This is a genomic window from Nucisporomicrobium flavum (genome assembly GCF_016464385.1).
GTDB classification, from domain to species: Bacteria; Actinomycetota; Actinomycetes; order Mycobacteriales; family Micromonosporaceae; genus Actinoplanes; species Actinoplanes flavus_A.
Map to the genome: position 1 here is coordinate 40,711 of NZ_JADMLH010000026.1, position 24,877 is coordinate 65,587.

Below are 24,877 nucleotides of genomic sequence, written 5' to 3' on the forward strand. Positions count from 1 at the left end.
GCCTCAGCGCAGCCGGCTGGGCCACCCACTGGCTCGGCCGAGCAGCGCCAGCATCGCCGGCACCAGCAGCGACCGGACGAGGACGGCGTCGATCAGGACGCCGAGCGACATCGCGAAAGCGATCTCCCGGAACGGGCGCAGCGGCACCACCGCCAGCAGGGCGAAGGTGGCCGCGAGCGTGACCGCCGCGGTGGTCACGGTCCGCGAGGAGGGCGGTACGACCGCAACCAGCGCCTCCCGCAGCGGGCGCCGCCGAGCCTCCTGCCACACGTGACCCACCGTGAAGATCGTGTAGTCCGACCCGAGCGCGACGAGCAGCACCGCGACGGCGAACGGCACATAGAACGTCAGCCCGTCATGGCCCAGGACGGTGTCGAACAACCACGTCGTGATCCCGAGGGCCGACCCGAGCGCGAGCACGTTCATCCCCAGCAGCAGCACCGGCGCCACGAGCGCCCGCAGGAAGAACATCACCATCAGCAGATTGACGAGCAGCGTGGCCACCACGATGCGCTCGAGGTCGTCGGTGGTCTGCCGGACCACCATCTCGCCGATCGCCGTGTCGCCCGCCAGGTCGGCGGTCACATCGGAAAGCCCGGCGGCGCTCAGCAGCGCCGGCAGATCGGTACGTAGCGCCGCGAGCGTGTCGATCGCCGTCGCTCCCAGCGGCGCGCTGTCGAAGACTATGAGGTAACGGGCGGCGTCCCCGTCCCGGGCCAGCACCAACCCCACCGCCTCGCGAGACGGCTGGTCGGCCGGGCCGATGACACCCGCCACACCGGAGCGCCCGCCGAGCATCCGTTGCAGGCGTGCTAGCGCTTCGCGTTGCTGCGCCACGTCCTTGCCCTGCACGAGCAGCACGGTGGGCGACACGATGCCGTCGGCGAATCCCGCCCGGGCGGCCGCCGCCGCCCGGCTGACCTCGTTGTCAGCGGGTAGCGACGGAACGAACGACAGGCCGATGTCCATGTTCCGCACCGGCAGGGCGGCGGCCGTGAGCACGACAAGTCCGGCCAGCAGGACGGGCAGGGCGATCCGGGGCCGGACGAGCCGGCGGATGCGGCGCCGGCGCCGGTCCAGCGCCGTACGGGCGAGGCGTCCGGTGGTGATCCTGCCCCCGCCCGGCCAGAAGAGGGCGGGCCCCAGGATGGCCAGCAGGGCCGGTACCAGCGTGGTCGCCACCGCCATACCGACCAGGACGGCCAGGGCCATGCCGGGTCCGAAGGCCCGGAACAGGGCCGACTCGGCCACGACCAGCACGCCGGTGCCGCACGCCACGGTCAGCCCTGCGACGGCGACGATGGGGCCGGTGCTGCGGGTGGCCCGGCGGGCGGCCGCCAGCCGGTCGTGGTCGGCCAGCTCGCGGCGCAGCGCGAACAGGTAGAAGATCATGTAGTCGGTGACCACGCCGAGCAGGAGCGCGACCAGCAGCGGTTCGACCTCGCTGGGGATGTCGACGTGCAGCGCCGCGCCGGCCATCGCGGCGACCTGGAGCGTGACCCGGACGGCCACCCCGGCAGTGATCAACGTGAGCAGGGGTGCCACCAGGGAACGGAAGGCCGCCGCGACGATCAGGAGGACGGCCGCGAGGGTCGCGAGCTCGACGGTGGGCAGGGACCGGCCCACCACCTCGCCCTGCTCGACCCGCGCCGGGACGGTTCCCGTGACGCCCACGACGTGGTCCTCCGGGCCGAAGTGGCGTTCGGCGAAGGTCTGCGCCGCGCGGAACTGCGCGGAGAAGCCGACGTCCGGCGGGATGAAGAGCAGCGTCATGATGGTGGTGCCGCTCTCCCGGCTGCCGGGGAACCAGCCGAAGCTGTTGGGTACGGGGATCGCACCGAGGATCGGTCCCGTGTCGTCGTACTGCTGCTGGGTCACGGCGGCTGCCCGGGCCACCGCCTCGGCCTGGGTGAGGTTCGTCAGACCCGCCGGATCGCGCTGGACCACGGCCACCCTGCTGAGCAGGGGAAAACCGAAGCGTTCGAACGACTGCAGCTCGGTCTGGATCGGCGGGCTGTCCGCGGACACGAAGCCGTCCACACCGCCGCCTGCGGACGGCACACCGGTTGCCGTCAGAGCGAGCACGGCCCAGACGGCCACGACGATCCACCGGGCGCGGATCAGGCGCCCTGCGAAGCCCAGCGCCGGCCCGTCCGGTGCATCGGGACGCCGGCTCACGAGCGCACCGGGCACGACATGGCGACCTCCGTTCGTCCGGCGGCGCGCCCGGAAGGGCCAGGCCGCCGGAATCGAGGCCGGTCCTACCCCTCAACGGGCCTGCCTCACACACCGCCACGGCCGCTTGCGGCTTCGCATGCCGGGGTATGGCCGGGTCCCCGCGGAGAGGACTCGTCATGGCCGACAACGGATCCGGTGCAGGCCGGCGTGCCCGGTGGCTCGTGCCCGTTCTGACTTTCCTTGTCGGCGCCGTACTGGGCGCCGCCGTCTTCGCCCTGATCCGGCCGGGCGCGGACGCCGAGCTCTCCGGGCCTGCGCGTGACATCCCGGTCGGCGTCGCACCCAGCGGGGGCCAGATCACCGTTCCGGCCAGCTGCACTCAGGGTCTGGAGCGGGCTCGCGCAGCACTGGCGGGCGGTGATGAGGCCGCCGGAGCGCTGCGCAGGTTGCAGACCGCGAAGTTGCAGAGAATCTTGAACGATCTTCAGCACGCGCAGACCGACGTCGACCGCCTCGCCGAGCAATGCCGTCAGGAGAGCCGGAGCAGCAGGTGAGGCGCGCGGTCAGCTGCCGGACCGGGCACCGGAGACAGTCGGCCGGAGCCGTCCGAGCACCGTACCCGCGGCGCGCCGGGCGTTGGCGTAGCTGATCCGGCAGAGGCCGGCGTCACGGTGCACGGCAGGCGACTCGGCCACAACGGAACCGTCCGCAGCGTGCAGGAGCCAGCGGAAGTGCATGGTTTCGTCGCGGACGACCTCCAGCTCGCCTGCTCCCTCCCGTAACTGCGCGACCGCCTCCGGCCAGGGCGGCCGGTCCCGTCCGCCGGCCTCGTGGGCGAGCACGTCAGCCCTGGACGAGGTCCGGACGACGAGTCGCCATCGGCTCGCGTCATCGCGGCGTGTCTCCAGCCTGATCATGGTCCCTCCCGGTTGTCGTGCGGGCTTCGTGCCGCGCCTACCCGAGAGGCAGACGGCGGAAACGACGGCCGACCCGGCGAACGGTCAACAAATCGTCATGCAGCCGTCACAGAAACGGCGGTTGTCCCGGGCATCGACATCCGCCTTTCCATCGATTGACTCCGAAGAGGGTGACCATCATGAACGTGCACAGGCTCGTGCTCTCAGCGGTCCTGCTGACCGGTGCCGCAGCATGCAGCGACGACAGCGGGAACACTCCGTCGGCGAGCGGCGGCACCACCGCGCCGGCCACGTCGAGCTCACCGGCGGCCGAACCCTCCGTGCCCCCGAGCGCCCCCGCCGGTACGGCGCCGTCCTGCGTCACCGGCCGGTGGCGGGCGACCGGGGTCGCGTCGACCGGCGACCTGGGCGACGTGCGGGGCCGCATCGCGGGCGGGACGGGCACCGTGCTGACCGTGGGCGACGACGGCCGGACCGAGGTGGACTTCAAGGCCTCCCGGCCGCTGACTTTCACCGCCGAGGCCGCCGGAGCCGACGTCCGTGGCCAGGTTGCCTACAAGGGCTCGTTCCGGGGCGCCGTGGCGTTCCAGGGGGACAACGGCACGGGCCGGTGGGATCCGCAGGGAAAGATCAGCTGGAGTGATCTCAGCGCGACCGTACGGCTCGACAAGCCGTTCGACGTGACGCTGCTGGACGACGTGAGCCTCGCCGACATCGACCGTGACGCCCTCCCGGGCGCCAGCGGCGCCGTCGACGTGCAGCCGATCCTGCGCGGCGGGACGTACGAGTGCCAGGGGGAGACGCTGCGGTTGCGGACGCGTGCCAACGGCCCGGACCTGACGTGGACCTTCGCCCGGGCGAGCCGCTGACGAACGACCGCCCGAACATGAGGTGGACGCGACGTCAGGCGTCCGATCCAGCGATTTCACCGCTGGGCTTCCGGGTAGGGCTGCCGCTTCGTACCGATGAGGGAGGCGACGATGACCATCCACGACCATCAGCCTGCACGCAGCGCGGCCCAGCTGGGGGTGGCCCAGCGGGTGATCGCGGTGCACGAGGATCACGCCGAGGCCGAGCGCACCGTCCAGGCTCTCGCCGAGGCCGGGATCCCGGCAGGCCGCACGAGCATCGTGGGCCGCGGCCTCACTTTCGCCGACCGGGGGACCGGGCGGTTGTCGACCGGGGAGGTGACGGCTCGGGGGGCGGTGTCCGGTCTGATCGTCGGCGCCCTGACGGGATGGCTTCTCGGGCTCTTCGATCTGGTGACGTCGTCGGTGTCGACGTGGTGGCTGGTCGTCAACGCCGCCGCGCTGGGCGCCGTGCTGGGCGCGACCATCGCCCTGGTGGGCTATGCCGCCACCCGTGGGCGTCGGTCCTTCTCCACCCCGCCGACGCTGACGGCGTCCCACTACGACGTGCTCGTCGACGCTGATCTGGCCGATCACGCGGTCCGGGTGCTCACCGAGCGGTGAGGCGGCGCGGGCTTCCGGGACGGCCGTTTGCCCGGCGCGCGCCCGGGTAGGTGCGCCGCCGGCCGGTCGTCGTACCGGATGTCGACCGTCGTGACGGAAGGGGTTACCCATGCCCGAGATCGTGGGGGAGAGCCTGGCAAAGCGATTGATCGCCTGGGGGGTGGACACCGTTTTCGGGCTCCCCGGCGACGGGATCAACGGGATCATGGAGGGCTTCCGGCGGCACTCCGACAGGCTGAAGTTCGTCCTCGTGCACCACGAGGAGGCGGCCGCGTTCATGGCGACCGGTTACGCCAAGGCCACCGGCCGGCTCGGCGTCTGTGCGGCGACCTCGGGCCCGGGCGCCATCCACCTGCTCAACGGTCTGTACGACGCGAAGCTGGACCACGCGCCGGTGCTGGCGATCACGGGCATGCAGGAGACGTCGATGCTGGGCAGCCGGTACCAGCAGGAGGTGCATCTCGACCGGCTCTACCAGGACGTGGCCGACTACAACCTGATGATCAGCAACCCGCAGCAGGTGCCGGGAGTGGTGGATCTGGCGATCCGCAACGCACTGATCAAGCGGACCGTCTCCCACTTGACGTTCCCCACCGACATCCAGGTGGCCGATGTCGGTGAGGATCCTTACCGCCATGTCGGGCCAGGGCGGCCCACGACCAGCATGCCTGCTCTCGACAGGCCGCAGCTGCCCCCCGGTGAGCGCGAGCTGCGGGCGGCCGCCGAGGTGCTCAACGCCGCGAAGAAGCCGGCGATCCTCGTGGGTGTCGGCGCCAAGCACGCCCGCGACGAGGTCATCGCGGTGGCCGAGAGGCTGGGCGCCCCGGTGGTCAAGACCCTGCCCGGCAAGGTCGTGGTCCCCGACGACCACCCGGTCACCACCGGCGGCCTGGGCCTGCTCGGCACCAAGCCGAGCGAGGAAGCCATGGAGGAGTGCGACACGCTGCTCATGGTCGGCACGTCGTTCCCGTACGGGAAGTACCTGCCCGAGCCCGGGGAGGTGAAGGTGGTGCAGATCGACTCCGACGCCACGTTGATCGGCCTGCGCATGCCGATCGACGCGCCCGTCGCCGCAGACGCCAAGAAGGCGCTGCAGGGTTTGTTGCCGATGCTGACCGGCGGGGACGGGTCCTTCCTGGCGAAGTACCGCAAGGAGATGGACTCCTGGCGCGCCGACATGGCCGCGCTCGAGGACGAGAGCCGGGACCCGATCGCGCCGCAGTACGTCATGGGCGTGCTCGACGACCTCGCCGCCGACGACGCGATTCTCACCTGTGACTCGGGCACGATCGCGACGTGGTCCGCGCGGCACTGGACGATTCGCGGCGACCGGCAGTTCTACCTGTCCGGCAACCTCGCCACCATGGCGCCGGGGCTGCCGTACGCGATCGCGATGCAACACGCCTTCCCCGGGCGGCAGGTCGTCGCGTACGTCGGCGACGGCGGGTTCGCGATGCTCATGGCGGAGTTCCTGACCGCCGTGCGGCACGAGCTGCCGATCAAGGTGGTCGTCAACAACAACAATTCGTACGGGCAGATCCTCTGGGAGCAGATCGTGCTCGGCTATCCCGAGTACGCGGTCCGGCACCAGCAGCCCGAGGCTGACTTCTCCACCTGGGCCCGCGGCTGCGGAGCGTACGGCGCCAAGGTCAGCAAGCCGGGCGACGTGCGCAGCGCCATCGCGGAAGCGCTGGCGCACCCGGGCCCGGCGCTGGTGGACGTGGACGTCAACCCGAACGAGCCGCCGATGCCGGGCAAGGTGAAGTACGAGCAGGCCAAGCATTTCACCGAGGCCTTCCTGCGCGGCCAGCCGCACAAGATGGCGACGATGGCGACGGTGGTCCGCGACAAGATCAACGAGCTTCGGGCATGACCACGGTCAAGCTCCCCGCGCCCGTCGTCCGGGTTCCCCGAGGCGGCGACATCGACGTCGCCGCGCTGGCACGTGACCTGACGGCCGAGGTGGACGGCGAGGTCCGCTTCGACGCCGGGTCCCGGGCCGCGTACTCCACCGACGCATCCAACTACCGGCAGGTGCCCATCGGCGTGGTGGTGCCCCGCACCGTCGAGGCCGGCGTGGCCGCCGTAGCGGTGTGCCGGCGCTACGGCGCCCCGATCACCTCCCGCGGAGGGGGCACCAGCCTGGCCGGGGAGTGCACCAACGTCGCCGTGATCATCGACTGGTCGAAGTACTGCCACCGGCTGCTGGATGTCGACGCCGAGGGCCGCACCTGCCTCGTGGAGCCCGGCATCGTGCTGGACCTGCTCAACGATCAGCTCCGCGACACCGGCCTGGAGTTCGGCCCCGAGCCGGCCACGCACGACCACTGCACCCTGGGCGGGATGATCGGCAACAACTCGTGCGGGGCGACGGCGCAGCGTACGGGCAAGGTCGTCGACAACATCGTCGAGCTGGAGGTGCTGCTCTACGACGGCACCCGCATGTGGGTCGGGGAGACGCCCACGGACGAGTACGAGCAGATCGTCGCCGCCGGCGGCCGACCGGCCCAGATCTACCGGCAGCTGCGGACCCTCCGGGACCGGTACCTGGCGCAGATCCGGACCCGGTACCCCGACATCCCGCGTCGGGTCTCCGGCTACAACCTCGACAGCCTCCTGCCCGAGAAGAACTTCCACGTGGCGCAGGCGCTGGTCGGCACCGAGGGCACGTGCGTCACCGTCCTGCGCGCGCGCCTGAAGCTCGTGCCGATCGTCAAGGTGCGCAGCCTCGTCATGATCGGCTTTCCCGACGTCGGCGCCTCGGGCGACGCGGTTCCCCGGATCCTGCCCCACCGGCCCATCGCCCTCGAGGGCATCGAGCACAACCTAATCCACTTCGAACGGGCCAAGCATCTCCACCCGGACGCCCTGGAGCTGCTGCCCGAGGGACGGGCGTACCTCATGGTGCAGATGGGCGGCGACAGCAAGGCCGACGTCGACCGCGCCACCGACGGGGTGCTGGACTCCCTAGGACTGGACCGGGACGACGTACGGGTGGCGTTCTTCGACGACGAACGGCACGAGAAGCAGCTGTGGGAGGTGCGGGAGTCCGGGCTGGGCGCGACCGCCCGGGTGCCGGGGCTGCCCGACACCTGGCCGGGCTGGGAGGACTCGGCGGTGGACCCGGGCGACCTCGGCGACTACCTGCGTGACCTCCAGGCCCTGTTCGCCGAGTACGGCTACGAGCAGACGTCGCTGTACGGCCACTTCGGTCAGGCCTGCGTCCACTGCCGCATACCGTTCGACCTCACCAGCAGCGACGGCATCGCCCAGTTCCGGTCCTTCATGCACCGGGCGGCCGAGCTCGTGGCCCGCTACGGCGGCTCGCTGTCCGGCGAGCACGGGGACGGCCAGGCCCGCGCGGAGCTGCTGCCGGTGATGTTCGGCGAGGAGCTGGTGACCGCGTTCGGCCAGTTCAAGGCGATCTTCGACCCGGACGACCGGATGAACCCCGGCAAGGTGACCGCGCCCAATCCTCTCGACGGTCAGCTGCGCCTCGGCGTGGACTACAACCACGGAGACGTGGCCACGCACTTCCAGTACCCGAACGACGAGGGCAGCTTCGGTCGTGCCGTGCTGCGGTGCGTGGGCGTCGGGAAGTGCCGGCGCCACGAGGGTGGTGTCATGTGCCCGTCGTACATGGCCACGAAGGAGGAGGAGCACTCGACGCGGGGCCGGGCCAGGATGCTGTTCGAGATGCTCGACGGCGCCGCCCGCGGCGGGGCGATTGGCGACGGCTGGCGCTCCGACGCGGTCAAGGACGCCCTCGACCTGTGCCTGGCGTGCAAGGGGTGCAAGGCCGACTGCCCGGTCAACGTCGACATGGCGACGTACAAGGCCGAGTTCCTCTCCCACCACTACGAGGGACGGCTGCGGCCCCGCGCGCACTACTCGATGGGCTGGCTGCCGGTTGCTGCCGCCGCCGTGGCCGCGACGGCGCCACGGCTGGTCAACGTGCTGTCCCACGCGCCAGGGCTCGCCTGGCTGGCCAAGAAGGCGGCCGGTGTCGACACCCGCCGGGAGGTGCCGGTCTTCGCGGCCGAAACCTTCCAGGAGTGGTTCGCCCGGCACACCCCCGGCCGCTCCGGGGAGCGCGGCGAGGTGGTGTTGTGGCCGGACACCTTCACCAACCACTTCGACCCGGGCATCGCACGGGCCGCCGTACAGGTCGTCGAGGACGCCGGCTGGCGGGTCGTCGTCCCCGGACAGAAGGTCTGCTGCGGGCTCACCTGGATCTCCACCGGGCAGCTCGACACGGCCAAACGGGTGCTGCTGCGTACGGTCGAGGTCCTACGGCCCCACCTGCGCGCCGGGCACCTGATCCTCGGCCTGGAGCCCAGCTGCACCGCGGTCTTCCGCAGCGACGCCGAAGAGCTGTTCCCGCACGACCAGGACGTGGAACGGCTGCGCCGGCAGACCGTGACCCTGGCCGAACTGCTCATCGAGCACACGCCCGGCTGGGAGCCGCCGCACGTGCGACGGACCGCGCACATCCAGACCCACTGCCACCATCACGCGGTCATGGGGTACGACGCCGACGCGAAGCTGTTGTCGGCGGCCGGCGTCCAAGCCGACGTCCTCGACTCCGGATGCTGCGGCCTCGCCGGGAACTTCGGCTTCGAGCAGGGGCACTACGAGGTGTCGGAGGCGTGCGCGGAACGGGTGCTGCTGCCGGCGGTGCGCGACGCCGACCCCGGCGACGTGATCCTGGCCGACGGGTTCAGCTGCCGCACGCAGGTCGAGCAGAGCGACTCCGGGGCGCGGCGCGGCGTGCACCTGGCCGAGCTGCTGGCGGCCGGGCTGGACGGCGACGACGGGCGCGGCGTGCCGGAACAGAGATGGGCCGACCGCCCCACGGCCCCGGGGCGCCCGGTGCGATGGCTGACCAGCGCCGTGGTCGCCGCGACGGCCGCGGCCACGCTGGGATACGGGTGGCGGCGATGGCGGCGCTGACCGCTTCCGCCTACACGGTTCCCACGGATGCGCCGGAGGGTGACGGCACCCTGGCCTGGACGAGCACCACCCTGGTGCTCGTCCGGGCCGCCGGGTCGGGGCACACGGGCCTGGGCTGGACCTACGGCCCCGCCGCGACCGTGCAGGTCGTCACCGGGATGCTCGCCGCGGCGGTCGAGGACATCGACCCGGACGACGTGCCGGCGGCGTGGACGGCGATGCACCGGCGCCTGCGCAACGCCGGCAGTCGCGGCATCGGGGCTCTGGCGCTGTCCGCTGCCGACAACGCCCTGTGGGACCTGAAGGCACGCTGCCACGACCTGCCGCTGACGCGCCTGCTGGGCACGGTCCGTCCCGAGGTACCCGTCTACGGCAGTGGGGGATTCACCACCTACGACACGGAGCAGCAGCACGCCCAGCTCTCCCGCTGGGTGTACGAGCAGGGCATCCCACGGGTGAAGATCAAGATCGGTGAATCGTGGGGCACCTACGTGTCCCGGGACCTGGCCCGGATGGCCGCTGCCCGCTCCACCATCGGCAAGGCGGAGCTGTTCGTCGACGCCAACGGCGGTTACCAGCGCAAGCAGGCGATCCGGGTCATGCATGCGGCGGCCGATCTCGACGTGCGCTGGTACGAGGAGCCGGTCAGCTCCGACGACCTGCCGGGACTCGCTCAGGTCCGTGACTCCGTCCGCGCGGACGTGGCGGCGGGGGAGTACGGCTGGGACCTTGACGACTTCGAGCGCCTGGCGCCGTCCGTCGACTGCCTGCAGGCGGATGTGACGCGGTGCGGAGGTATCACCGGCTTCCAGCGGGCCGCCGCCGTGGCCGCCGCGCACGGCCTCGAGGTGTCCGGGCATTGCGCACCCCACCAGCACCTGGCGGTGGCCGCGGCGACACCGAACCTGCGCCACCTGGAGTGGTTCCACGACCACGTACGCATCGAAAGCATGCTCTTCGACGGCGCGGCCGGCGCCGAAGGTGGCGCCGTGGCCGTCGACCGTTCCTCGCCGGGCAACGGGCTGGTCTTCCGGCAGGCCGACGCCGAGCGGTGGCGCTCGGCATAGGCGACAGCGGCAGGCGGTCCCCGTTTGCCACGATGCGGTGCGGGTAGCGGCCGACGATGACCGGAACCGACACCGACGAGTTGATGTCCTTGGAGCGGGCGGGCTGGGCGGCTCTCAGCCGGGGTGAGGGCCCCGCCTTCTACGCGACGATGTTCGCCGACGACGCGATCGTCGTCGTGCCCGGCGCCCTGCTCGACAAGAGCCGGACGCTGGCGTCCTGGGACGGTGTGACGCCCTGGCAGAGGTACGACCTGGTCGAACGCCGCGTGACACCGCTGGGCGACGACGCCGCCGTGGTGGTCTACGAGGCGACTGCCGCCCGGCCCGGCGAACCTCCGTACCGGGCGATCATCTGCAGCACCTACGTACGCCGTCCCGAGGGTTGGCGCCTGCTCGTGCATCAGCAGACGCCGCAGGTCTGACAGTCACGGGCGGACGTTGCGTGTGGCGAGCAGCTCCCGGCCCTGCACGTCGCCGAGCAGCTCGGGCGCGATGGTCTCGCCCCGGCGCAGCACGCTGATCGTACCCGTGCGTTCCAGGATGACCGCGGCGACGTCCTCGTACCGGTGAATGCCCGACATCCGCAGTTTCTGCCGCAGCTCATCCTCGATGACGTGCGCTGCGCGCAGGTTGTCGTGCAGGACCGCACCGTCGGCCATGAGCAGGACCGGCAGGTTGGTGAGCGCACGATCGATGCGGTGGTTGCGTCGCAAGACGCCGAAGACGGCCCGCAGAGCCAGCAGCGTTGCCATGCCGAGCAAGCCCGCCGCGAGCGTCGGTGTGTACCCGAGGACGGCACGACCCATGACGGCGCCGAACGCGATCGTGGCGGCCATGTCGAAGCTGGACATGGCTGCGAAGGCCCGCTGCCCCACCACTCGGAGCATGAGCAGGAACGCCGTGTACAGGCACACGGTGGAGACGATCACCGCAGCGGCGCCGCCCCACGTCAGACCCAATCGCACTGCCTCTCCTCCCGTCCGGAGCCCCCCGGCCACGCGACCTCCTGCAGCAGACGCAGGATCCGGGCAAGGGCTTCTGGTTCACGACGCCGTCGTCGACCCGCGATACCCCGCGGCTCCGGCTTTCACCCGATCGATCGCGGCGCTCACGCCGCGGTTCCGGCGATCGAGCGCCAGGGCAAGATCGCGGGTGGCGTTTGCGCGCCGGAACGCGGGGCAAGGGCGGCCGCATGCCTGGATGGTTGCAAGCGGGTGGCTGGGGACTTCTGGCCGGCTCCGCCCTCATGGTCGGCGCGGCAGTCGGCTACCTGGCGCGCGTACCTCAGAAGATCATCGCCTCCGTGATGGCGTTCGGCGCCGGGGTGCTGCTGTCGGCCGTGGCCTTCGAGCTCATCGCGGAAGCCCACGAGCAGGCTGGACTGACCCCCACCGCCCTCGGCGCGGTCGCCGGCGCGGTGATCTACACCGGCTGCAACGTCCTGCTCGCCCGGCGGGGCGCCCGGCACCGCAAACGGTCCGGTGAGCAGCAGCCCTCCGAGGACGAACAGGGCGGATCGGGCCTGGCGCTCGCGCTCGGCGCGCTGCTCGACGGCATACCGGAGTCGATCGTGATCGGCACCAGCCTGCTGGGCGGCGGCGCGATCAGCGTCGTGACGGTCGCCGCCGTCTTCATCAGCAACGTGCCGGAGGGCCTGTCCAGCGCGGCCGGCATGCGGCACGCCGGGCGGTCGAAGGCGTACGTGTTCGGGCTGTGGACCGGCATCGCCGTGATCAGCGGTCTCGCCGCCGTGGCGGGCTTCACGCTGCTGGGTGGTGCACCTGCCGCCGTCCTCGCCGCCATCACCGCGCTCGCGGGCGGCGCGATCCTCGCGATGATCGCCGACACCATGATCCCCGAGGCCTTCGAGAACGCGCACCTGCTCATCGGCCTGATCACGGTCGCCGGCTTCCTGGTGGCGTTCGCGCTGTCCCAGGCCGGTTGAGCGGGTTCGACCCCGGAAGGACCGGGTAGGCCGCCGCCGTGGCTGAGGAGAACAACGATGGCGGTAGCACCCGTACGGTGATCGTGGCGGTGCTCGCCAACCTCGCGATCGCGGTGGCGAAGAAGGAGCCGGACTCCCGCCACTCGTTCGGGTACGGCCAGGAACGCTACTTCTGGACGTTCCTGGCGGCGCTCGGCATCTTCCTGGTCGGTGGGACCCTGTCGATCGGCGAGGGCGTGCGCAGCCTGCTGACGCCCGAGCCGCTGGAGTCGCTGTGGGTCGGCATCGGTGTCCTGGTGATCGCCTTCGGGTTCGAAAGCTATTCGTGGCACACCGCGCGCAAACAGCTGCGAGCGGAGTCGCAGCAGCGGCAACGGTCCCTGGTCGAGCACCTCAGACGCGCGTCGGATCCGAGCGCCACGACGGTGTTCCTGGAAGACACCGCGGCGTTGATCGGCCTGGTCGTGGCCCTGGCGGCGCTCCTGCTGCACGCGGCAACCGGCTGGGCGGGGTGGGACGCGGTCGGCAGCATGGGCATCGGCGTCCTGCTCATCGTCGTGGCGTTCCTGCTGGCGCGCCGCTCCAAGACCCTGCTCCTCGACGAGTCGGCGCCGCCGGACGTGCTGGAGCCGATCCGGGCACAGGTCGCGCAGGCTGACTGGGTCGGTGAGGTCCATGAGCTGCACGCCGTGTACGTGGGACCGTCCAGCCTGCTGGTGAACGCCTGGGTCACCCCGGCCCGGGCGACCTGCCGGGAGCCGGCCGCGTACCTGGTCCGCCGGGTCGCCCAGCTGCGCTCCGAGCTGCTCCGTCATCCGGCCATCGAACACGTGACGGTGACGGTGGACGGCGAAGCCGCCCGTTCACCGTTTCCGGACACCGCGGCAGGGTAGGCGGGCCCGGGACCGCACGCTACGGATGATCGGGGCACGGCATGGCGCGAGCGCGCATCGTGATCGTCGGGGCCGGCTTCGCCGGGTACGAGGCCGCCAGGACACTGCTACGACGTTCCCGCGGCGCCGCCGAGGTGGTGCTGCTCAACCCCGCGGACTACTTCCTCTACCTGCCACTGCTGCCGGAGGTGGCCGGTGGAGTCCTCGACCCGCGCCGGGTGACCGTGCCGCTGAGCGACACCCTGCCCGGCGTACGGCTGATCCTCGGCCAGGCCGACGGCGTGGACGTCGACGCTCGTACCGTCTCGTTCACCGGGCCGGAGGGCGAACGCGGAGCGCTGGGCTACCACCGGCTCGTGCTGGCTGCCGGCAGCGTCAACAAGCTTCTGCCCATCCCGGGCGTCGCCGATCATGCGCACGGCTTCCGCGGCATCCCGGAGGCGCTGCACCTGCGCGACCACGTCATCCGCCAGATCGAGCTGGCGGACGCGGCCACCGACCCGGCCGAGCGGGCCGCCCGGCTGACCTTCGTCGTGGTCGGCGCCGGCTACACCGGTACGGAGGTCGTCGCGCAGATGCAGCTGCTGACGCATGACGTCCTCAGCCGGCATCCCCGGCTGGCCGGCACCCCCGCGCGGTGGATGCTGCTGGACACCGCCGACCACGTCCTGCCCGGCATGGACGAGAGACTGTCTGCCACGGCGGAGCGCGTGCTGCGGGAGCGCGGCGTCGAGGTGGAGATGGGCACGTCGGTCGCCGTGGCCACCGGCACCGGGGTCAAGCTCACCGACGGACGGTTCGTGGAGTCGCGCACGCTGGTGTGGTGCGTCGGGGTGCGGCCGGACCCGCTGGCGCGGAGCACCGGCCTGCCGATGACCGACGGCCGGTTGCGGGTCGACGAGTACCTGGCCGTGCCCGGGCACCCGGAGATCCTGGCCTGCGGCGACGCTGCCGCCGTGCCCGATCCCGCCCGTCCCGGGCAGCCGACACCGATGACCGCGCAGCACGCCCTGCGCCAGGGCCGGCTCGCCGCGCACAACATCGCGGCCTCGTACGGCTCCGGGCGGCGCCGGCCGTACCGCCATCGCGGCCTCGGGTTCGTGGTCGATCTGGGCGGCTGGCAGGCGGCGGCCGATCCGCTGCACGTGCCGCTGTCCGGACCGGCGGCCCGGCTGGTCACCCGCGGATACCACCTCACCGCGCTGCCGGCCAACCGGGTGCGTACGGCGGCTGACTGGCTGTTCACCGCCGTGGGATCACGCCCGGCGGTGCAGCTCGGTCTGGTGCCGGGGCCGGCCGTGCCGCTGGACAGCGACGCCCCCGAACTCGCCCACCCGTCCCGCTGAGGAGAGTCACATGCGTGCGTTGACCGTGGAACCATTGACGTCCGGCTCCGCCGAGGTCCGTGACGTGCCGGACCCCGAGGCGGGGCCGGGGGAGATGCTGGTCGAGGGACTCGCCCTGGGCATCTGCGGCACCGACCGCGAGATCGTCGCCGGGGAGTACGGGTGGGCGCCGCCCGGCCGCGACCGGCTCGTGCTCGGCCACGAGTCGCTGGGGCGGGTCCGCACCGCGCCGCCGGGCAGCGGCTTCGCCGCCGGTGACCTCGTCGTGGGCGTCGTCCGCCGGCCGGACCCCGTGCCGTGCGGAGCCTGTGCCCACGACGAGTTCGACATGTGCCGCAACGGCCGCTACACCGAGCGTGGCATCAAGGAGATCGACGGGTACGGCAGCGAGCTGTGGGCTGTGGAGACCGGCTACGCGGTGAAGCTCGACCCACGGCTCGAGCACGTGGGCGTCCTGATGGAACCCACCACTGTGGTGGCCAAGGCGTGGGAGCAGGTGGACCGGGTCGGCTCCCGTGCATGGTACGAGCCGAGCCGCGTCCTGGTGACCGGCGCCGGGCCCATCGGGCTCCTCGCGGTGCTGCTGGGAGTTCAGCGCGGGCTCGAGGTCCATGTCCTGGACCTGGCCACCGAGGGGCCGAAGCCCGAGGCTGTCGAGGCGCTGGGCGCGCAGTACCACTCCGCCGGCATGGCCGAGGTGGTCCAGCGGGTCGCACCGGACGTGATCATCGAAGCCACGGGGGTGTCGAGCCTGGTGTTCGAGGCGATGGCGGGCACGGCGTCGTACGGGATCGTGTGCCTCACCGGGGTCTCGCCGGTGGGCCGCAAGATCTCCGTGGACGTCGGTGCCGCGAACCGGGAGATGGTGCTGGAGAACGACGTGGTCGTCGGGTCGGTGAACGCCAACCTGAGCCACTATGCCGCCGCGGCCGACGCACTGGCCAAGGCGGACCTCGACTGGTTGTCGCGATTGATCACCCGCCGGGTGCCACTGGCCCGATTCGAGGAAGCCCTGCGGGGCCGCCCCGACGACATCAAGGTCGTACTGGATCTGGCCGGCTGAGGAGGATCGCATGCCTGGACGCATCGAGGACTACGCGCTCATCGGTGACCTGCAGTCCGCCGCGCTGGTCGGCCGGGACGGCTCCATCGACTGGCTGTGCCTGCCGCGCTTCGACTCCACCGCCTGCTTCGCGGCTCTGCTCGGCGACGACTCGGCCGGGCATTGGCGCATCGCCCCGGCCGGGGCCGGGGCGGCGACCGGCCGCCGGTACCACGACGACACCCTGGTGCTGGAAACCGAGTGGCGGACCGCCGACGGTGTCGTGCGGCTGCTCGACTTCATGCCGCCGCGCGGCGAGGCCGCCGACGTCGTGCGGATCGTGGAGGGCCTCTCCGGCGAGGTACCCATGCACATGGACCTCATCCTGCGGTTCGGCTACGGCCGGGTGGTGCCGTGGGTCCGCCGCCAGGGTCACGACCTCGAGGCCGTTGCAGGCCCCGATGCCGTGTGGTTGCGCACCGACGCGCCGGTGCGCGGCCGGGACCGCACCACCGTCGCCGATTTCACCGTACGGGCGGGGGAAAAGGTGCCGTTCGTGCTGACCCACCAGATCTCGCACCTGCCGCGACCCGAGCAGGCCGATCCGTTCCGGGCGCTCACCCAGACCCGGCGGTACTGGCACGACTGGATCGCCCGCTGCGACTACGACGGCCGCTGGCCCGAGGCGGTGCGCCGGTCGCTGATCCTGCTGAAGGCGCTGACGTACGCACCGACCGGCGGCATCGTGGCCGCCGCGACCACCTCGCTGCCCGAGCAGATCGGCGGCCCGCGCAACTGGGACTACCGCTACTGCTGGCTGCGCGACGCCACGTTCACCCTGCAGGCGCTGCTGGGCACTGGATACGTCGCCGAGGCCAAGGCGTGGCGGGAGTGGTTGCTGCGCGCCGTCGCCGGCGATCCCGCCGATCTGCAGATCATGTACGGCCTGGACGGCACCCGCCGGCTTCCCGAGTACACGCTGGACTGGCTGAGCGGGTACGAGAACTCCAGCCCGGTCCGGGTGGGCAACGCCGCGGCCGGCCAGCTGCAGCTGGACGTCTACGGCGAGGTGCTCGACGGTCTGCACCTGGCACGCGAGGCCGGCATCGCCGCCACCGATGCCGGCTGGGACCTGCAGAGGGCCCTGCTCGACTACCTCGAGGGCGCCTGGCGGCAGCCGGACAACGGGCTGTGGGAGGTGCGCGGCGGCCGGCGGCAGTTCGTGCACTCCAAGGTCATGGCCTGGGCCGGGTTCGACCGGGCCGTGACCGCCGTGGAACGCCACCGCCTCGACGGGCCGGTGGACCGCTGGCGGGCGGCGCGCGACGAGATCCACGCGGAGGTCTGCGCCAAGGGTTTCGACAGCGATCGCGGCACCTTCACCCAATCGTACGGATCGCCGGCCCTGGACGCGTCGCTGCTGCTCATCCCGCGGGTGGGATTCCTGCCAGGCTCCGACACCCGGGTGGCCGGCACCGTCGAGGCGGTGCGGCGCGAGCTGTGCCAGGACGGCTTCGTGCTGCGCTACCGGACCGGCCACGAGGGCGCCGACGGCCTCCCGGGCACCGAGGGCGCCTTCCTGGCCTGCACGTTCTGGCTGGTGGATGCCCTGTACGCGGTCGGCCGCCGAGATGACGCCGAGCGGATGTTCGAACGCCTGCTGGGGCTGCGCAACGACGTCGGGATGCTGTCCGAGGAGTACGACCCGGGATCCGGACGTCAGCTCGGGAACACCCCGCAGGCCTTCAGCCTGGTCGGCCTGGTGAACTCGGCGCGGCTGCTGAGCGGCACCTCGACGCGGACGTCTGCGGAGCCCGCGGTCCAGCACACCCGGCGGGACGCGGGGTGACCGGGGCGGGCCGGCGGCGGATCGTCCGTGCGATGGCCCGGATGTCGTGGCACCGGCTGCTGCTCGCGTTCGCCCTGGGATGCCTCGCGCCGCTCCTGGTGATCCGCTACGGCACGCCCGGAGCCGCCCTAGCCGTGCCGGTTGCCGGGTACGCGACCCGCCTGGCCGCCCGCAGCGGCCGCCGGGGAGCCGCCGGCAGCCCGCGCCGACGCAGGACTGTCACGAGATCGTCACAGGACCGCACCGGGTTCGCGGCCCCGCACCGGGCAGGACGGCATCGCGGCGGACACACCGCCGGAGCGCTCCATCCCGAGGAGGAGACCCGATGAGGACCAAGCGTGCCGCGGCGGCGGCGATGATCGCGGCGATGACCGTGGCAATGTCCGCCGGCTGCACAGACGACGCAACCTCGCCCGTGGCGGCGCCGTCGGCATCGGCGGCCGCCGCGGCGGACAACGGCATCGTGGACATGGTCTCGGCGGTGGAGCCCTCGGTCGTCACGATCCATACCGGTGAGGGCCTCGGCAGCGGTGTCATCTACCGCGCCGACGGGGTGATCGTCACCAACGCCCACGTCGTCGGCGCGGCGACCCGGGTGCAGGTGTCCTTCGCCGACGGTACGCAGCTGCCGGGCCAGGTCACCGGCTCCGACGACCTGACCGACCTCGCCGTGGTGAAGGTGAGCCGTACCGGGCTGCCCGCCGTCACGGTACGACAGGAACTGCCCCGGCAAGGCGAGACGGCCTTGGCGCTCGGCAGCCCGCTCGGCTTCGAGAACACCGTCACCCAAGGCATCATCTCCGGGATCAGCCGGCAGATCCCCGGCTCCGCCACGGGGGGCCGCCCGCTGGTCGACCTGATCCAGACCGATGCGCCGATCTCGCCCGGCAACTCCGGCGGTGCGCTCGTCGACGCCCGGGGCCGCCTGGTCGGGATCAACGAGGCGTACATTCCGCCGTCGGCCGGAGCCGTGTCTCTGGGCTTCGCCATCCCGGCGAGCACGGTGGTCGACGTGACCGAGCAACTGCTCAAGGACGGCAAAGTCGCGCACCCCTATCTCGGGGTGGTGCTGACCACCGTGACCCCGCAGATCGCGCAGGCGCTCGGCATGAAGGTCACCAGCGGTGCCCTGGTGCGCCAGGTCCAGCCGAGCAGCCCGGCGGCGACCGCCGGCATCCGGGCCGGCGACGTGATCGTCGGTTTCGAGGACCTCAACGTACGCACCGTCGGTGACGTCTACGCCGCCCTCCGGAAGGTGAAGCCGGGCGTGAAAGCCACCGTCAAGGTCGACCGGAACGGAACGGTCACCGACATCCCGGTCACGCTCGGCTCCCTCTCCCGCTGACGAGGGCGGGGAGACAAGCGTGCACGTCCTGGGCCGGAGCGCACGCCACGGCCGAGCACCGGCGTGCCCTGCACCGGCTGGTCCTCGCGGACGGACGCGGCTGGGACGCGGTGGGCTGAAAAACTCGATCCGATCCCATGTTTGACAACGGGAGGCGGGGGAATCCCCTGCGCCGAGCTCGTACCACGGCGTCGAGACAGCGGCGCCATGCGTCCCCGTGGATGCACCCGATGGACGAGCCCGGACAGCCGGTGTCGTAGCGGCGTGCCCTGCTTGGCCGCCTTCTCCGCCGACTCGTCGGCTCCTTCCTCTCGTGGCCTGCCCACGCCTCCCTGGCTCGCGCGGATGCAGTCCGGCGGGCTTCTCCCTGTCGCTCGGAGGAGATCCGTGACGCTTCACCATGCTGTTGCCCTGCCCGCGACCGCCGATGAGCGGCCGCAGCACGGCTCCGTCGACGACAGGGAACGCGCGACGGCGGCTCTGTTCCGGCAGATGGAGGACGCGGCGGCAAGCAGCGACGAACGCAGGCGGATCCGGGCGCGGATCATCGAGCTGAACCTGCCGCTCGCGACGCGGCTGGCGTACCGGTACCTCAACCGTGGGCAGAGCGCCGACGACCTGCGGCAGGTGGCGGCACTGGGGCTCGTCAAAGCGGTGGACGGGTTCGACGCGGCCCGCGGCAAGCCCTTCTTCGGCTACCTCGTCCCGACCGTGACCGGTGAGCTCAAGCGTCACTTCCGGGACCACGGGTGGGATGTGCACGTGCCGCGCCGGCTGCAGGAGCGCTACCTCGAGGTCACCCGGACGCAGTCCGCGCTCACCCAGCGCCTGCGGCGAGCACCCGGCGCCGCCGAGATCGGTGCGGTGCTCGGAATCGCCGATCACGAGGTCGTGGAGGCGCTCGGCGCCGCCGCCGTCTACGACGTCAGTTCCCTGAACGCCAGGGTGTCCGGTGAGGATGACGCCGCCGAACGGCAGGAGTTCATCGGCGCGGAAGACGCTGCTCTCATGTCGGTGTGCGACAAGCTCGTCCTGCGCCGGCTGGTACAGGACCTGCCGGAGCGGGATCGTCACATCCTGAGTCTGTACTTCTTCGCGGAGATGACCCAGGACCGCATAGCTGCCGTCCTCGGCATGTCCCAGATGAACGTCTCCCGGCTGTTGCGCCGGATCCTGGATCAGCTCCGCCGCGGGCTCGACGACGGGGCGGAACGACCCGCCGAACCGTCCTGCGCGCGCACCGGCATCAGCATGAACCACACCCGGGACGCGTCCGTCCTGACAGTTCACGGCGATGTGGACGCGTCGGTGCTGCGCCGGGCGCTCGTGGACGCGGTCGTCCGTGCCCGTCGAGGGCGCGTCGTCGTGGATCTGCGGCAGGCGGCGACGGCCGGAGCGGTGACCGCGCGGGCACTGGTCGACGCATACCGGGCCAGCGGTTCCAGCGGAGCGCGCCTCGCCGCAGTGGACGTGCCCCCGGAGCTCTACGACGTCCTGCGCCGGCTCGGGGTCACCCGGCTGGTGCCGTGCCGGCCTCTCTGCGCCCCCGCGGCGAGCGCATCGCTTCCCTCGGAGGACGAGCATCGCCCTCTCGCGGACGCCACGGTGCAGCCCCACCGGCCATGTGACGTCTCAGCCGAGTGGATGGTCCTGCCATCGGTCCGCCGACGGCCGCCCATGGCGACCCGCACCTCGGCGGTCGCCCGCCGGCCGACCACGGGACGACGGGCCGGGCGCCGGACCAGAGCGCCGTGACAACCCACCAGGGCTCAGTCGCCCGGCGTGGTCGGCGCCGGCGGGGGCAGCACACCGCGGTCGGCGCCCGAGTACATCGTGCGCAGCGCCAGCCGTACTCCTGCTGAGCGCACCGAACCGCGGAAGCCCGCATGCAGCAGGGCGGCCCTGGCGGCATTCCCGCCGGGACCGCCGTGCACGCCTCCGCCGGGGTGCGCCCCGGCGGAGGCCAGGTAGAGGTTGCGGATCGGGGTCTCGGCGCGGCCGAGGCCCGTCACCGGCCGGAAGATGAGCTCCTGGAACAGCTTGGTGGTGCCGCCGCTGATGGCACCGCCCACCAGGTTGCCGTCGGCGCCGGAGAGAACGGAGGGGCTCTGCACCAGCCGCCGGGAGACGAGGTCCCGGAAGCCGGGCGCGTGGCGTTCCAGGAGATCCTCCACGGTCTGCGCCTGCCGGCGTACGGCTGCCTGGTCGCGGGCCAGGTTGCGGGGAAGGTGGGTGTACGCCCACAGCACTTCCGTGCCCCGCGGTGACCGCGTGGGGTCGGCTGTGGTCATCTGGCCGAGCAGGACGAACGGCCTCTCGGGCCGGCGGCCGGTCGTGAGCGCGGCCGTGTAGTCGGTGAGGCCGTCCAGGTCGGTTCCGAGGTGGACCGTGCCGGCGCGGCTCACCTCGCCGGCCTTCCACGGCACGGGGCCCGTCAACGCCCAGTTGAGCTTCACGGTGGACGGGTCCCACATGAACCGGCGCAGGTCCTGCAGGAACCGGCTCGGGAGGTGGCGCTCACCGACGAGTTCCCGGTACAGCGTGGGCACGTCCACGTCGGCCAGGACAGCTCGGCGCGCCAGCACGATCTCGCCGCCCCGGATCCGTACGCCGTGGGCGCGGCCGTGGCGCACCAGGATCCGCTCGACCGGCCGGCCGCACCGCAGCTCGCCGCCGGCGGCGCGCAACCGGCGGATCAGTGCCTCGGTGAGCATGCCGGAGCCGCCGCGCGGAACGGGAAAACCGTAACGCTGGCCGACCATCGTCATGAGCCAGCCGAAGATCGCGCTGCCCGGCTCGTCGGCGGACATGTCGGAGTGCAGCGCCGTCCCTGCCAGCAGCAGCTGCGCTCCCTCACCGCGGAACTGTTCCCGGCCCATCCGGCGCACCGGCAGGGTGGCGAAGCGGGCGAAGCGCGCGGCGTCGGCGGCCCCGAGCCGCCGGAGCAGGTCGAGGCCTGGGCGTACGGGCGGGAACGGCTGGAACAGCGCGTCCAGCACGGCGTCGCCCACCCGGTCCCAGCGGTGCACCAGGTCCCGCCAGGCTTCACCGTCGCCGCGGGCGAACGCGTCGACCGACGCCGCCGTCTCGTCGAGGTCCCGGGACAGCACCGCCGAGCGGCCGTCGGGCAGCACATGGGCCAGGACGGTGGGCGCGTGCGACCACTGCAACCCGTGCTCCTGAAGTTGCAGCCCGCGCAGCACCGGGGAGGCCGCGCCGAGCGGATAGAAAGCGCTGAACAGATCGGAGGTGTATCCCGGAGCGAGCACCTCCGCGGAGCGCACGGCCCCGCCAGGAGTGTCCTGGGCCTCCAGCACCAGGACGCTCCAGCCCTGATCGGCGAGGAGGTTGGCGGCTACCAGCCCGTTGTGCCCGGCGCCGATGACGACGGCGTCGTAGCGCGGGGGGCGGCTTCTGCGGCGGGGAGCGGCGTGTGTGGTCACGCGGCGGTGCCTTCCCTCATCCGTCGTGGACTACACGGTGCCGCGCAGGTTTGGCCGGGGGCGGATCAGGAAAGCCGCGTCGAGGCGTGCCCGGACCGAGGAGAACACATGGAAGAGGTCGTCGAGCCCGCAGCTGCCGGAGCCGTACGGGTCCGGCTCGCGGTCGGCGTGATCGTCGCCGCGGTGCTCACCACGGCGTTGCTGCTGTGGGCCAAGTGGGTGCCGTACGGGGCCAAGATTCCCGGGCTGGCCGGTAGCGGCGTCTGGCCGGGTTCCGACATTCTGCGAACCGGCGGAGTGCAGGCCGGCGATGCTCCGTCGTGGGATGCCGCGACGAGTTTCACGGGGGCGTACGCCCGGGCGGTCTGGCGGGCACTGCTGGCCGCCTTGCTGATCAGCGCCGCCCTGCAGACGCTGGTGCCGCGGGCGTGGTTGCCGCGCCTGCTCAACCGGCGGGGGCGGCTGCGGTCGGCCCTGGCCGGCGGCCTGGCTGGTACCCCGTCCATGATGTGCACCTGCTGCACGGCTCCGGTGGCCGTGGGTCTGCGGCGGCGGGGCGCGTCGATCGCCGCCGTCGTCGCGTACTGGCTGGGCAATCCACTGCTCAGGCGGGCTGGTCGCCGCCACCTCCCCGCTCATGCAGGCCGGTCCTGCTCGGCTGACCGGCATCCTCGGTGCGGTCGTGGAACAGGCGGCCGACCGGGCGGTGCACCGGCGCCTCGGTATGGTCGCGGAGCCGCTGTCGCAGGGCCGCGCGGGCCGCTACCTGCGGGCGTCACGGTGGTCCACCCGCGCGGGCGCGGTCCTGCTCGGAGTGTCGGCGATGCGCCGTAGCCGTGCCCTGGACGTCGCCGGCGGCCTGGCTCTCGCGGCCGGCTCCCTGTTCGCCCGGCTCGGCTATTTCCACGCCGGGACGGCCTCCGCGACGGACCCCCGCTACACCGTCGTACCCCAGCGGGAGCGGATCGACGCGGCTCGACCGTCCGCTCGGCACCAGCCGGATCCTGCAGCGGTGAGTCCGGATGGATGACCCAGCAGCCCGAACCCGGGCCCACCGTCGTGGCGGCGCCCGTTCCGGGTGACCCCTGCGTGCTGTGCCACAGTGTGCCCATGACCGTTCCCGCCGCCGATCCGCGCGACGAGGCCGAAGAGCAGGTGACAGCGGCGCTGCTGGCGCTCAGCCGGGTGTTCGTCGGCCTGGCCGCGCGCTCGCTCGCCGGCCTGGACGAGGACGTCACGCTGGCGCAGTACCGGACGCTCGTACTGCTGGTGTCCCCGGGGCCGCAGCGGATCGTCGATCTGGCGCAGGAGCTCGGGGTGACGTCCTCGACCGCCACCCGGATGTGCAACCGCCTGGTTCGCAAGGGGCTGGTGGCCCGCCGCAACCGCGACGACGACCGGCGCGCCGCGTGGGTGACGTTGACGCCCGCCGGGCGGGACCTCGTCGGGAACGTGATGCGCCGGCGCGCGACCGAGATCGCTCGCCTGGTGGGTGACCTGTCGATGACCCGGCCCCGGGCGTTCGCTTCGGTCGTGGAGGCGCTCGTGGAGGCGTCAGGTGAGGTGACCGACGCCCAGTGGTGGCGGCGGTGGGCGGAGTCCGTATGACCCCGCCGAGAATTTACGTGCACATGTGAACCCTTCGGCGGCGCGGCGCGTACCTCTGGGAGAATCTCCTGGAGGTGCTGATGACCCGCCTGTTCGCCGTCCTGGCCGCCGTCGTGGTGCTCGTGACCGTTCCCGCCGGGGCCGCGGCCGCCGCGCCGGTGGGTCCGACGCAGCTCAACGCCGCGGACATGCTGCTGCTCAACGGGGTGCGCCAGGCCGGCCTCTGGGAGATACCCGCCGGGCAGATGGCGGCCACCCGCGGCGGCAGCGCCCAGGTGCGCAAGGTCGGGCAGATGATCGCTGACCAGCACGTACGGCTGGACCAGCTGGTGGTGGACGCGGCCAACAAGCTGGGCGCCGTCCTGCCGGCCACCGCAACCACCCAGCAGCAAGGGTGGCTGAACGAGATGCAGAACGCGCGTGGCCGCCAGTTCGACCAGATCTTCGTGACGCGCCTGCGTAACGCGCACGGCAAGATCTTCCCGGTGATCGGTGCCGTGCGGGCCGCCACCCGCGATCCCGTGGTCCGCAAGCTGGCCGACGACGCGAACACCTTCGTGATGAACCACATGAAGATGCTGGAGAGCACCGGCCTGGTGCGTTACGAGATGCTCGCGCCGGCGGCGCTGCCCGCCGCCCAGGACACCTCCTCGCTGGCGATGGCCCGCGCGAACGCGGGCATCAACCCGCCGCTGTCGACCGGTGTGCTCTGGGCCGTGCTGGCCGCCATGGCCGCGCTCGCCCTCTTCACCGGGGCCCGGCTGTACCTGCGCACCCGGTTCTGACGCTACGATCGCCTTTCGTGCATCAGTGCACGTA

22 protein-coding genes and 1 pseudogene are annotated in these 24,877 nt (G+C 72.1%); 19 read left to right on the top strand and 4 right to left on the bottom strand.

Going from position 1 to position 24,877, the window contains the following annotated elements; genetic code table 11:
• Positions 1 to 3: 3 nt before the first annotated feature.
• Positions 4 to 2,178, bottom strand: a complete 2,175-nt coding sequence (locus IT780_RS37640) for an MMPL family transporter (RefSeq protein WP_199516646.1) — start codon at positions 2,176 to 2,178, stop codon at positions 4 to 6.
• Positions 2,179 to 2,354: 176 nt separating this feature from the next.
• On the opposite strand from IT780_RS37640, the gene IT780_RS37645 reads away from it, so the two are divergent.
• Complete coding sequence (locus tag IT780_RS37645; RefSeq protein WP_199516647.1) at positions 2,355 to 2,732, top strand: hypothetical protein; 378 nt, start codon at positions 2,355 to 2,357, stop codon at positions 2,730 to 2,732.
• Between the two features lie 9 nt (positions 2,733 to 2,741).
• Here the strand turns inward: IT780_RS37645 and IT780_RS37650 are convergent, their stop codons facing one another.
• Entirely contained in the window at positions 2,742 to 3,095 is a 354-nt protein-coding gene (locus IT780_RS37650; protein ID WP_199516648.1) for a hypothetical protein, read from the bottom strand.
• Between the two features lie 179 nt (positions 3,096 to 3,274).
• On the opposite strand from IT780_RS37650, the gene IT780_RS37655 reads away from it, so the two are divergent.
• The 6 genes from IT780_RS37655 to IT780_RS37680 all read left to right on the top strand — a co-directional run bounded on the left by IT780_RS37655 (position 3,275) and on the right by IT780_RS37680 (position 11,009).
• Positions 3,275 to 3,964 (top strand): hypothetical protein, encoded by a 690-nt coding sequence (locus IT780_RS37655; RefSeq protein ID WP_199516649.1) that lies wholly within the window; start codon positions 3,275 to 3,277, stop codon positions 3,962 to 3,964.
• 111 nt (positions 3,965 to 4,075) lie between these two features.
• Complete coding sequence (locus IT780_RS37660) at positions 4,076 to 4,567, top strand: general stress protein (protein WP_199516650.1); 492 nt, start codon at positions 4,076 to 4,078, stop codon at positions 4,565 to 4,567.
• A gap of 109 nt (positions 4,568 to 4,676) precedes the next feature.
• A complete protein-coding gene (locus tag IT780_RS37665) occupies positions 4,677 to 6,440 on the top strand; it encodes a thiamine pyrophosphate-dependent enzyme (RefSeq protein ID WP_199516651.1) in 1,764 nt (587 codons plus the stop codon).
• Positions 6,437 to 9,520, top strand: coding sequence for an FAD-binding and (Fe-S)-binding domain-containing protein (locus IT780_RS37670; RefSeq protein ID WP_199516652.1), 3,084 nt, complete (start codon positions 6,437 to 6,439; stop codon positions 9,518 to 9,520). The genes IT780_RS37665 and IT780_RS37670 overlap by 4 nt, the downstream gene beginning before the upstream one ends.
• Positions 9,508 to 10,587: an enolase C-terminal domain-like protein gene (locus IT780_RS37675; protein WP_233414165.1), complete on the top strand. Its 1,080-nt coding sequence runs from the start codon at positions 9,508 to 9,510 to the stop codon at positions 10,585 to 10,587. Before IT780_RS37670 ends, IT780_RS37675 begins: the two co-directional genes overlap by 13 nt.
• Before the next feature lie 56 nt (positions 10,588 to 10,643).
• Positions 10,644 to 11,009 (top strand): nuclear transport factor 2 family protein, encoded by a 366-nt coding sequence (locus IT780_RS37680; protein ID WP_199516654.1) that lies wholly within the window; start codon positions 10,644 to 10,646, stop codon positions 11,007 to 11,009.
• A gap of 3 nt (positions 11,010 to 11,012) precedes the next feature.
• On the opposite strand, the gene IT780_RS37685 is transcribed toward IT780_RS37680, so the two are convergent.
• Positions 11,013 to 11,552: a DUF421 domain-containing protein gene (locus IT780_RS37685; protein WP_199516655.1), complete on the bottom strand. Its 540-nt coding sequence runs from the start codon at positions 11,550 to 11,552 to the stop codon at positions 11,013 to 11,015.
• A gap of 227 nt (positions 11,553 to 11,779) precedes the next feature.
• On the opposite strand from IT780_RS37685, the gene IT780_RS37690 reads away from it, so the two are divergent.
• The 8 genes from IT780_RS37690 (at position 11,780) to IT780_RS37725 (ending at position 20,762) form a co-directional block, all read left to right on the top strand.
• Positions 11,780 to 12,532: a ZIP family metal transporter gene (locus IT780_RS37690; protein WP_199516656.1), complete on the top strand. Its 753-nt coding sequence runs from the start codon at positions 11,780 to 11,782 to the stop codon at positions 12,530 to 12,532.
• 38 nt (positions 12,533 to 12,570) lie between these two features.
• Complete coding sequence (locus IT780_RS37695) at positions 12,571 to 13,425, top strand: cation diffusion facilitator family transporter (RefSeq protein ID WP_199516657.1); 855 nt, start codon at positions 12,571 to 12,573, stop codon at positions 13,423 to 13,425.
• A gap of 41 nt (positions 13,426 to 13,466) precedes the next feature.
• On the top strand, positions 13,467 to 14,771 hold the full coding sequence (locus tag IT780_RS37700) for an NAD(P)/FAD-dependent oxidoreductase (protein ID WP_199516658.1): 1,305 nt from the start codon (positions 13,467 to 13,469) through the stop codon (positions 14,769 to 14,771).
• Between the two features lie 10 nt (positions 14,772 to 14,781).
• Positions 14,782 to 15,834, top strand: coding sequence for a glucose 1-dehydrogenase (locus IT780_RS37705; protein ID WP_199516659.1), 1,053 nt, complete (start codon positions 14,782 to 14,784; stop codon positions 15,832 to 15,834).
• Between the two features lie 10 nt (positions 15,835 to 15,844).
• On the top strand, positions 15,845 to 17,662 hold the full coding sequence (locus IT780_RS37710) for a glycoside hydrolase family 15 protein (RefSeq protein ID WP_199516660.1): 1,818 nt from the start codon (positions 15,845 to 15,847) through the stop codon (positions 17,660 to 17,662).
• A 32-nt stretch (positions 17,663 to 17,694) separates the two neighbouring features.
• Positions 17,695 to 17,991: a hypothetical protein gene (locus IT780_RS37715; protein ID WP_199516661.1), complete on the top strand. Its 297-nt coding sequence runs from the start codon at positions 17,695 to 17,697 to the stop codon at positions 17,989 to 17,991.
• Complete coding sequence (locus IT780_RS37720) at positions 17,988 to 19,007, top strand: S1C family serine protease (protein WP_199516662.1); 1,020 nt, start codon at positions 17,988 to 17,990, stop codon at positions 19,005 to 19,007. Before IT780_RS37715 ends, IT780_RS37720 begins: the two co-directional genes overlap by 4 nt.
• 387 nt (positions 19,008 to 19,394) lie before the next feature.
• Complete coding sequence (locus IT780_RS37725; protein ID WP_199516663.1) at positions 19,395 to 20,762, top strand: SigB/SigF/SigG family RNA polymerase sigma factor; 1,368 nt, start codon at positions 19,395 to 19,397, stop codon at positions 20,760 to 20,762.
• A gap of 14 nt (positions 20,763 to 20,776) precedes the next feature.
• Here IT780_RS37725 and IT780_RS37730 read toward each other — a convergent pair whose 3' ends face one another.
• A complete protein-coding gene (locus IT780_RS37730) occupies positions 20,777 to 22,450 on the bottom strand; it encodes a phytoene desaturase family protein (protein WP_199516664.1) in 1,674 nt (557 codons plus the stop codon).
• Positions 22,451 to 22,558: 108 nt separating this feature from the next.
• Here IT780_RS37730 and IT780_RS37735 point away from each other — a divergent pair.
• The 4 genes and pseudogenes from IT780_RS37735 to IT780_RS37750 form a co-directional block, all read left to right on the top strand.
• A pseudogene (locus tag IT780_RS37735) lies at positions 22,559 to 23,044 on the top strand (permease); the annotation flags it as partial.
• Positions 23,045 to 23,087: 43 nt separating this feature from the next.
• The gene (locus IT780_RS37740) at positions 23,088 to 23,480 is read left to right on the top strand and encodes a hypothetical protein (RefSeq protein WP_199516712.1); all 393 of its coding nucleotides are present in this window, start codon (positions 23,088 to 23,090) and stop codon (positions 23,478 to 23,480) included.
• Positions 23,481 to 23,560: 80 nt separating this feature from the next.
• On the top strand, positions 23,561 to 24,058 hold the full coding sequence (locus tag IT780_RS37745; RefSeq protein WP_199516665.1) for a MarR family winged helix-turn-helix transcriptional regulator: 498 nt from the start codon (positions 23,561 to 23,563) through the stop codon (positions 24,056 to 24,058).
• An 80-nt stretch (positions 24,059 to 24,138) separates the two neighbouring features.
• Entirely contained in the window at positions 24,139 to 24,843 is a 705-nt protein-coding gene (locus IT780_RS37750; protein ID WP_199516666.1) for a DUF4142 domain-containing protein, read from the top strand.
• Positions 24,844 to 24,877: the final 34 nt, after the last annotated feature.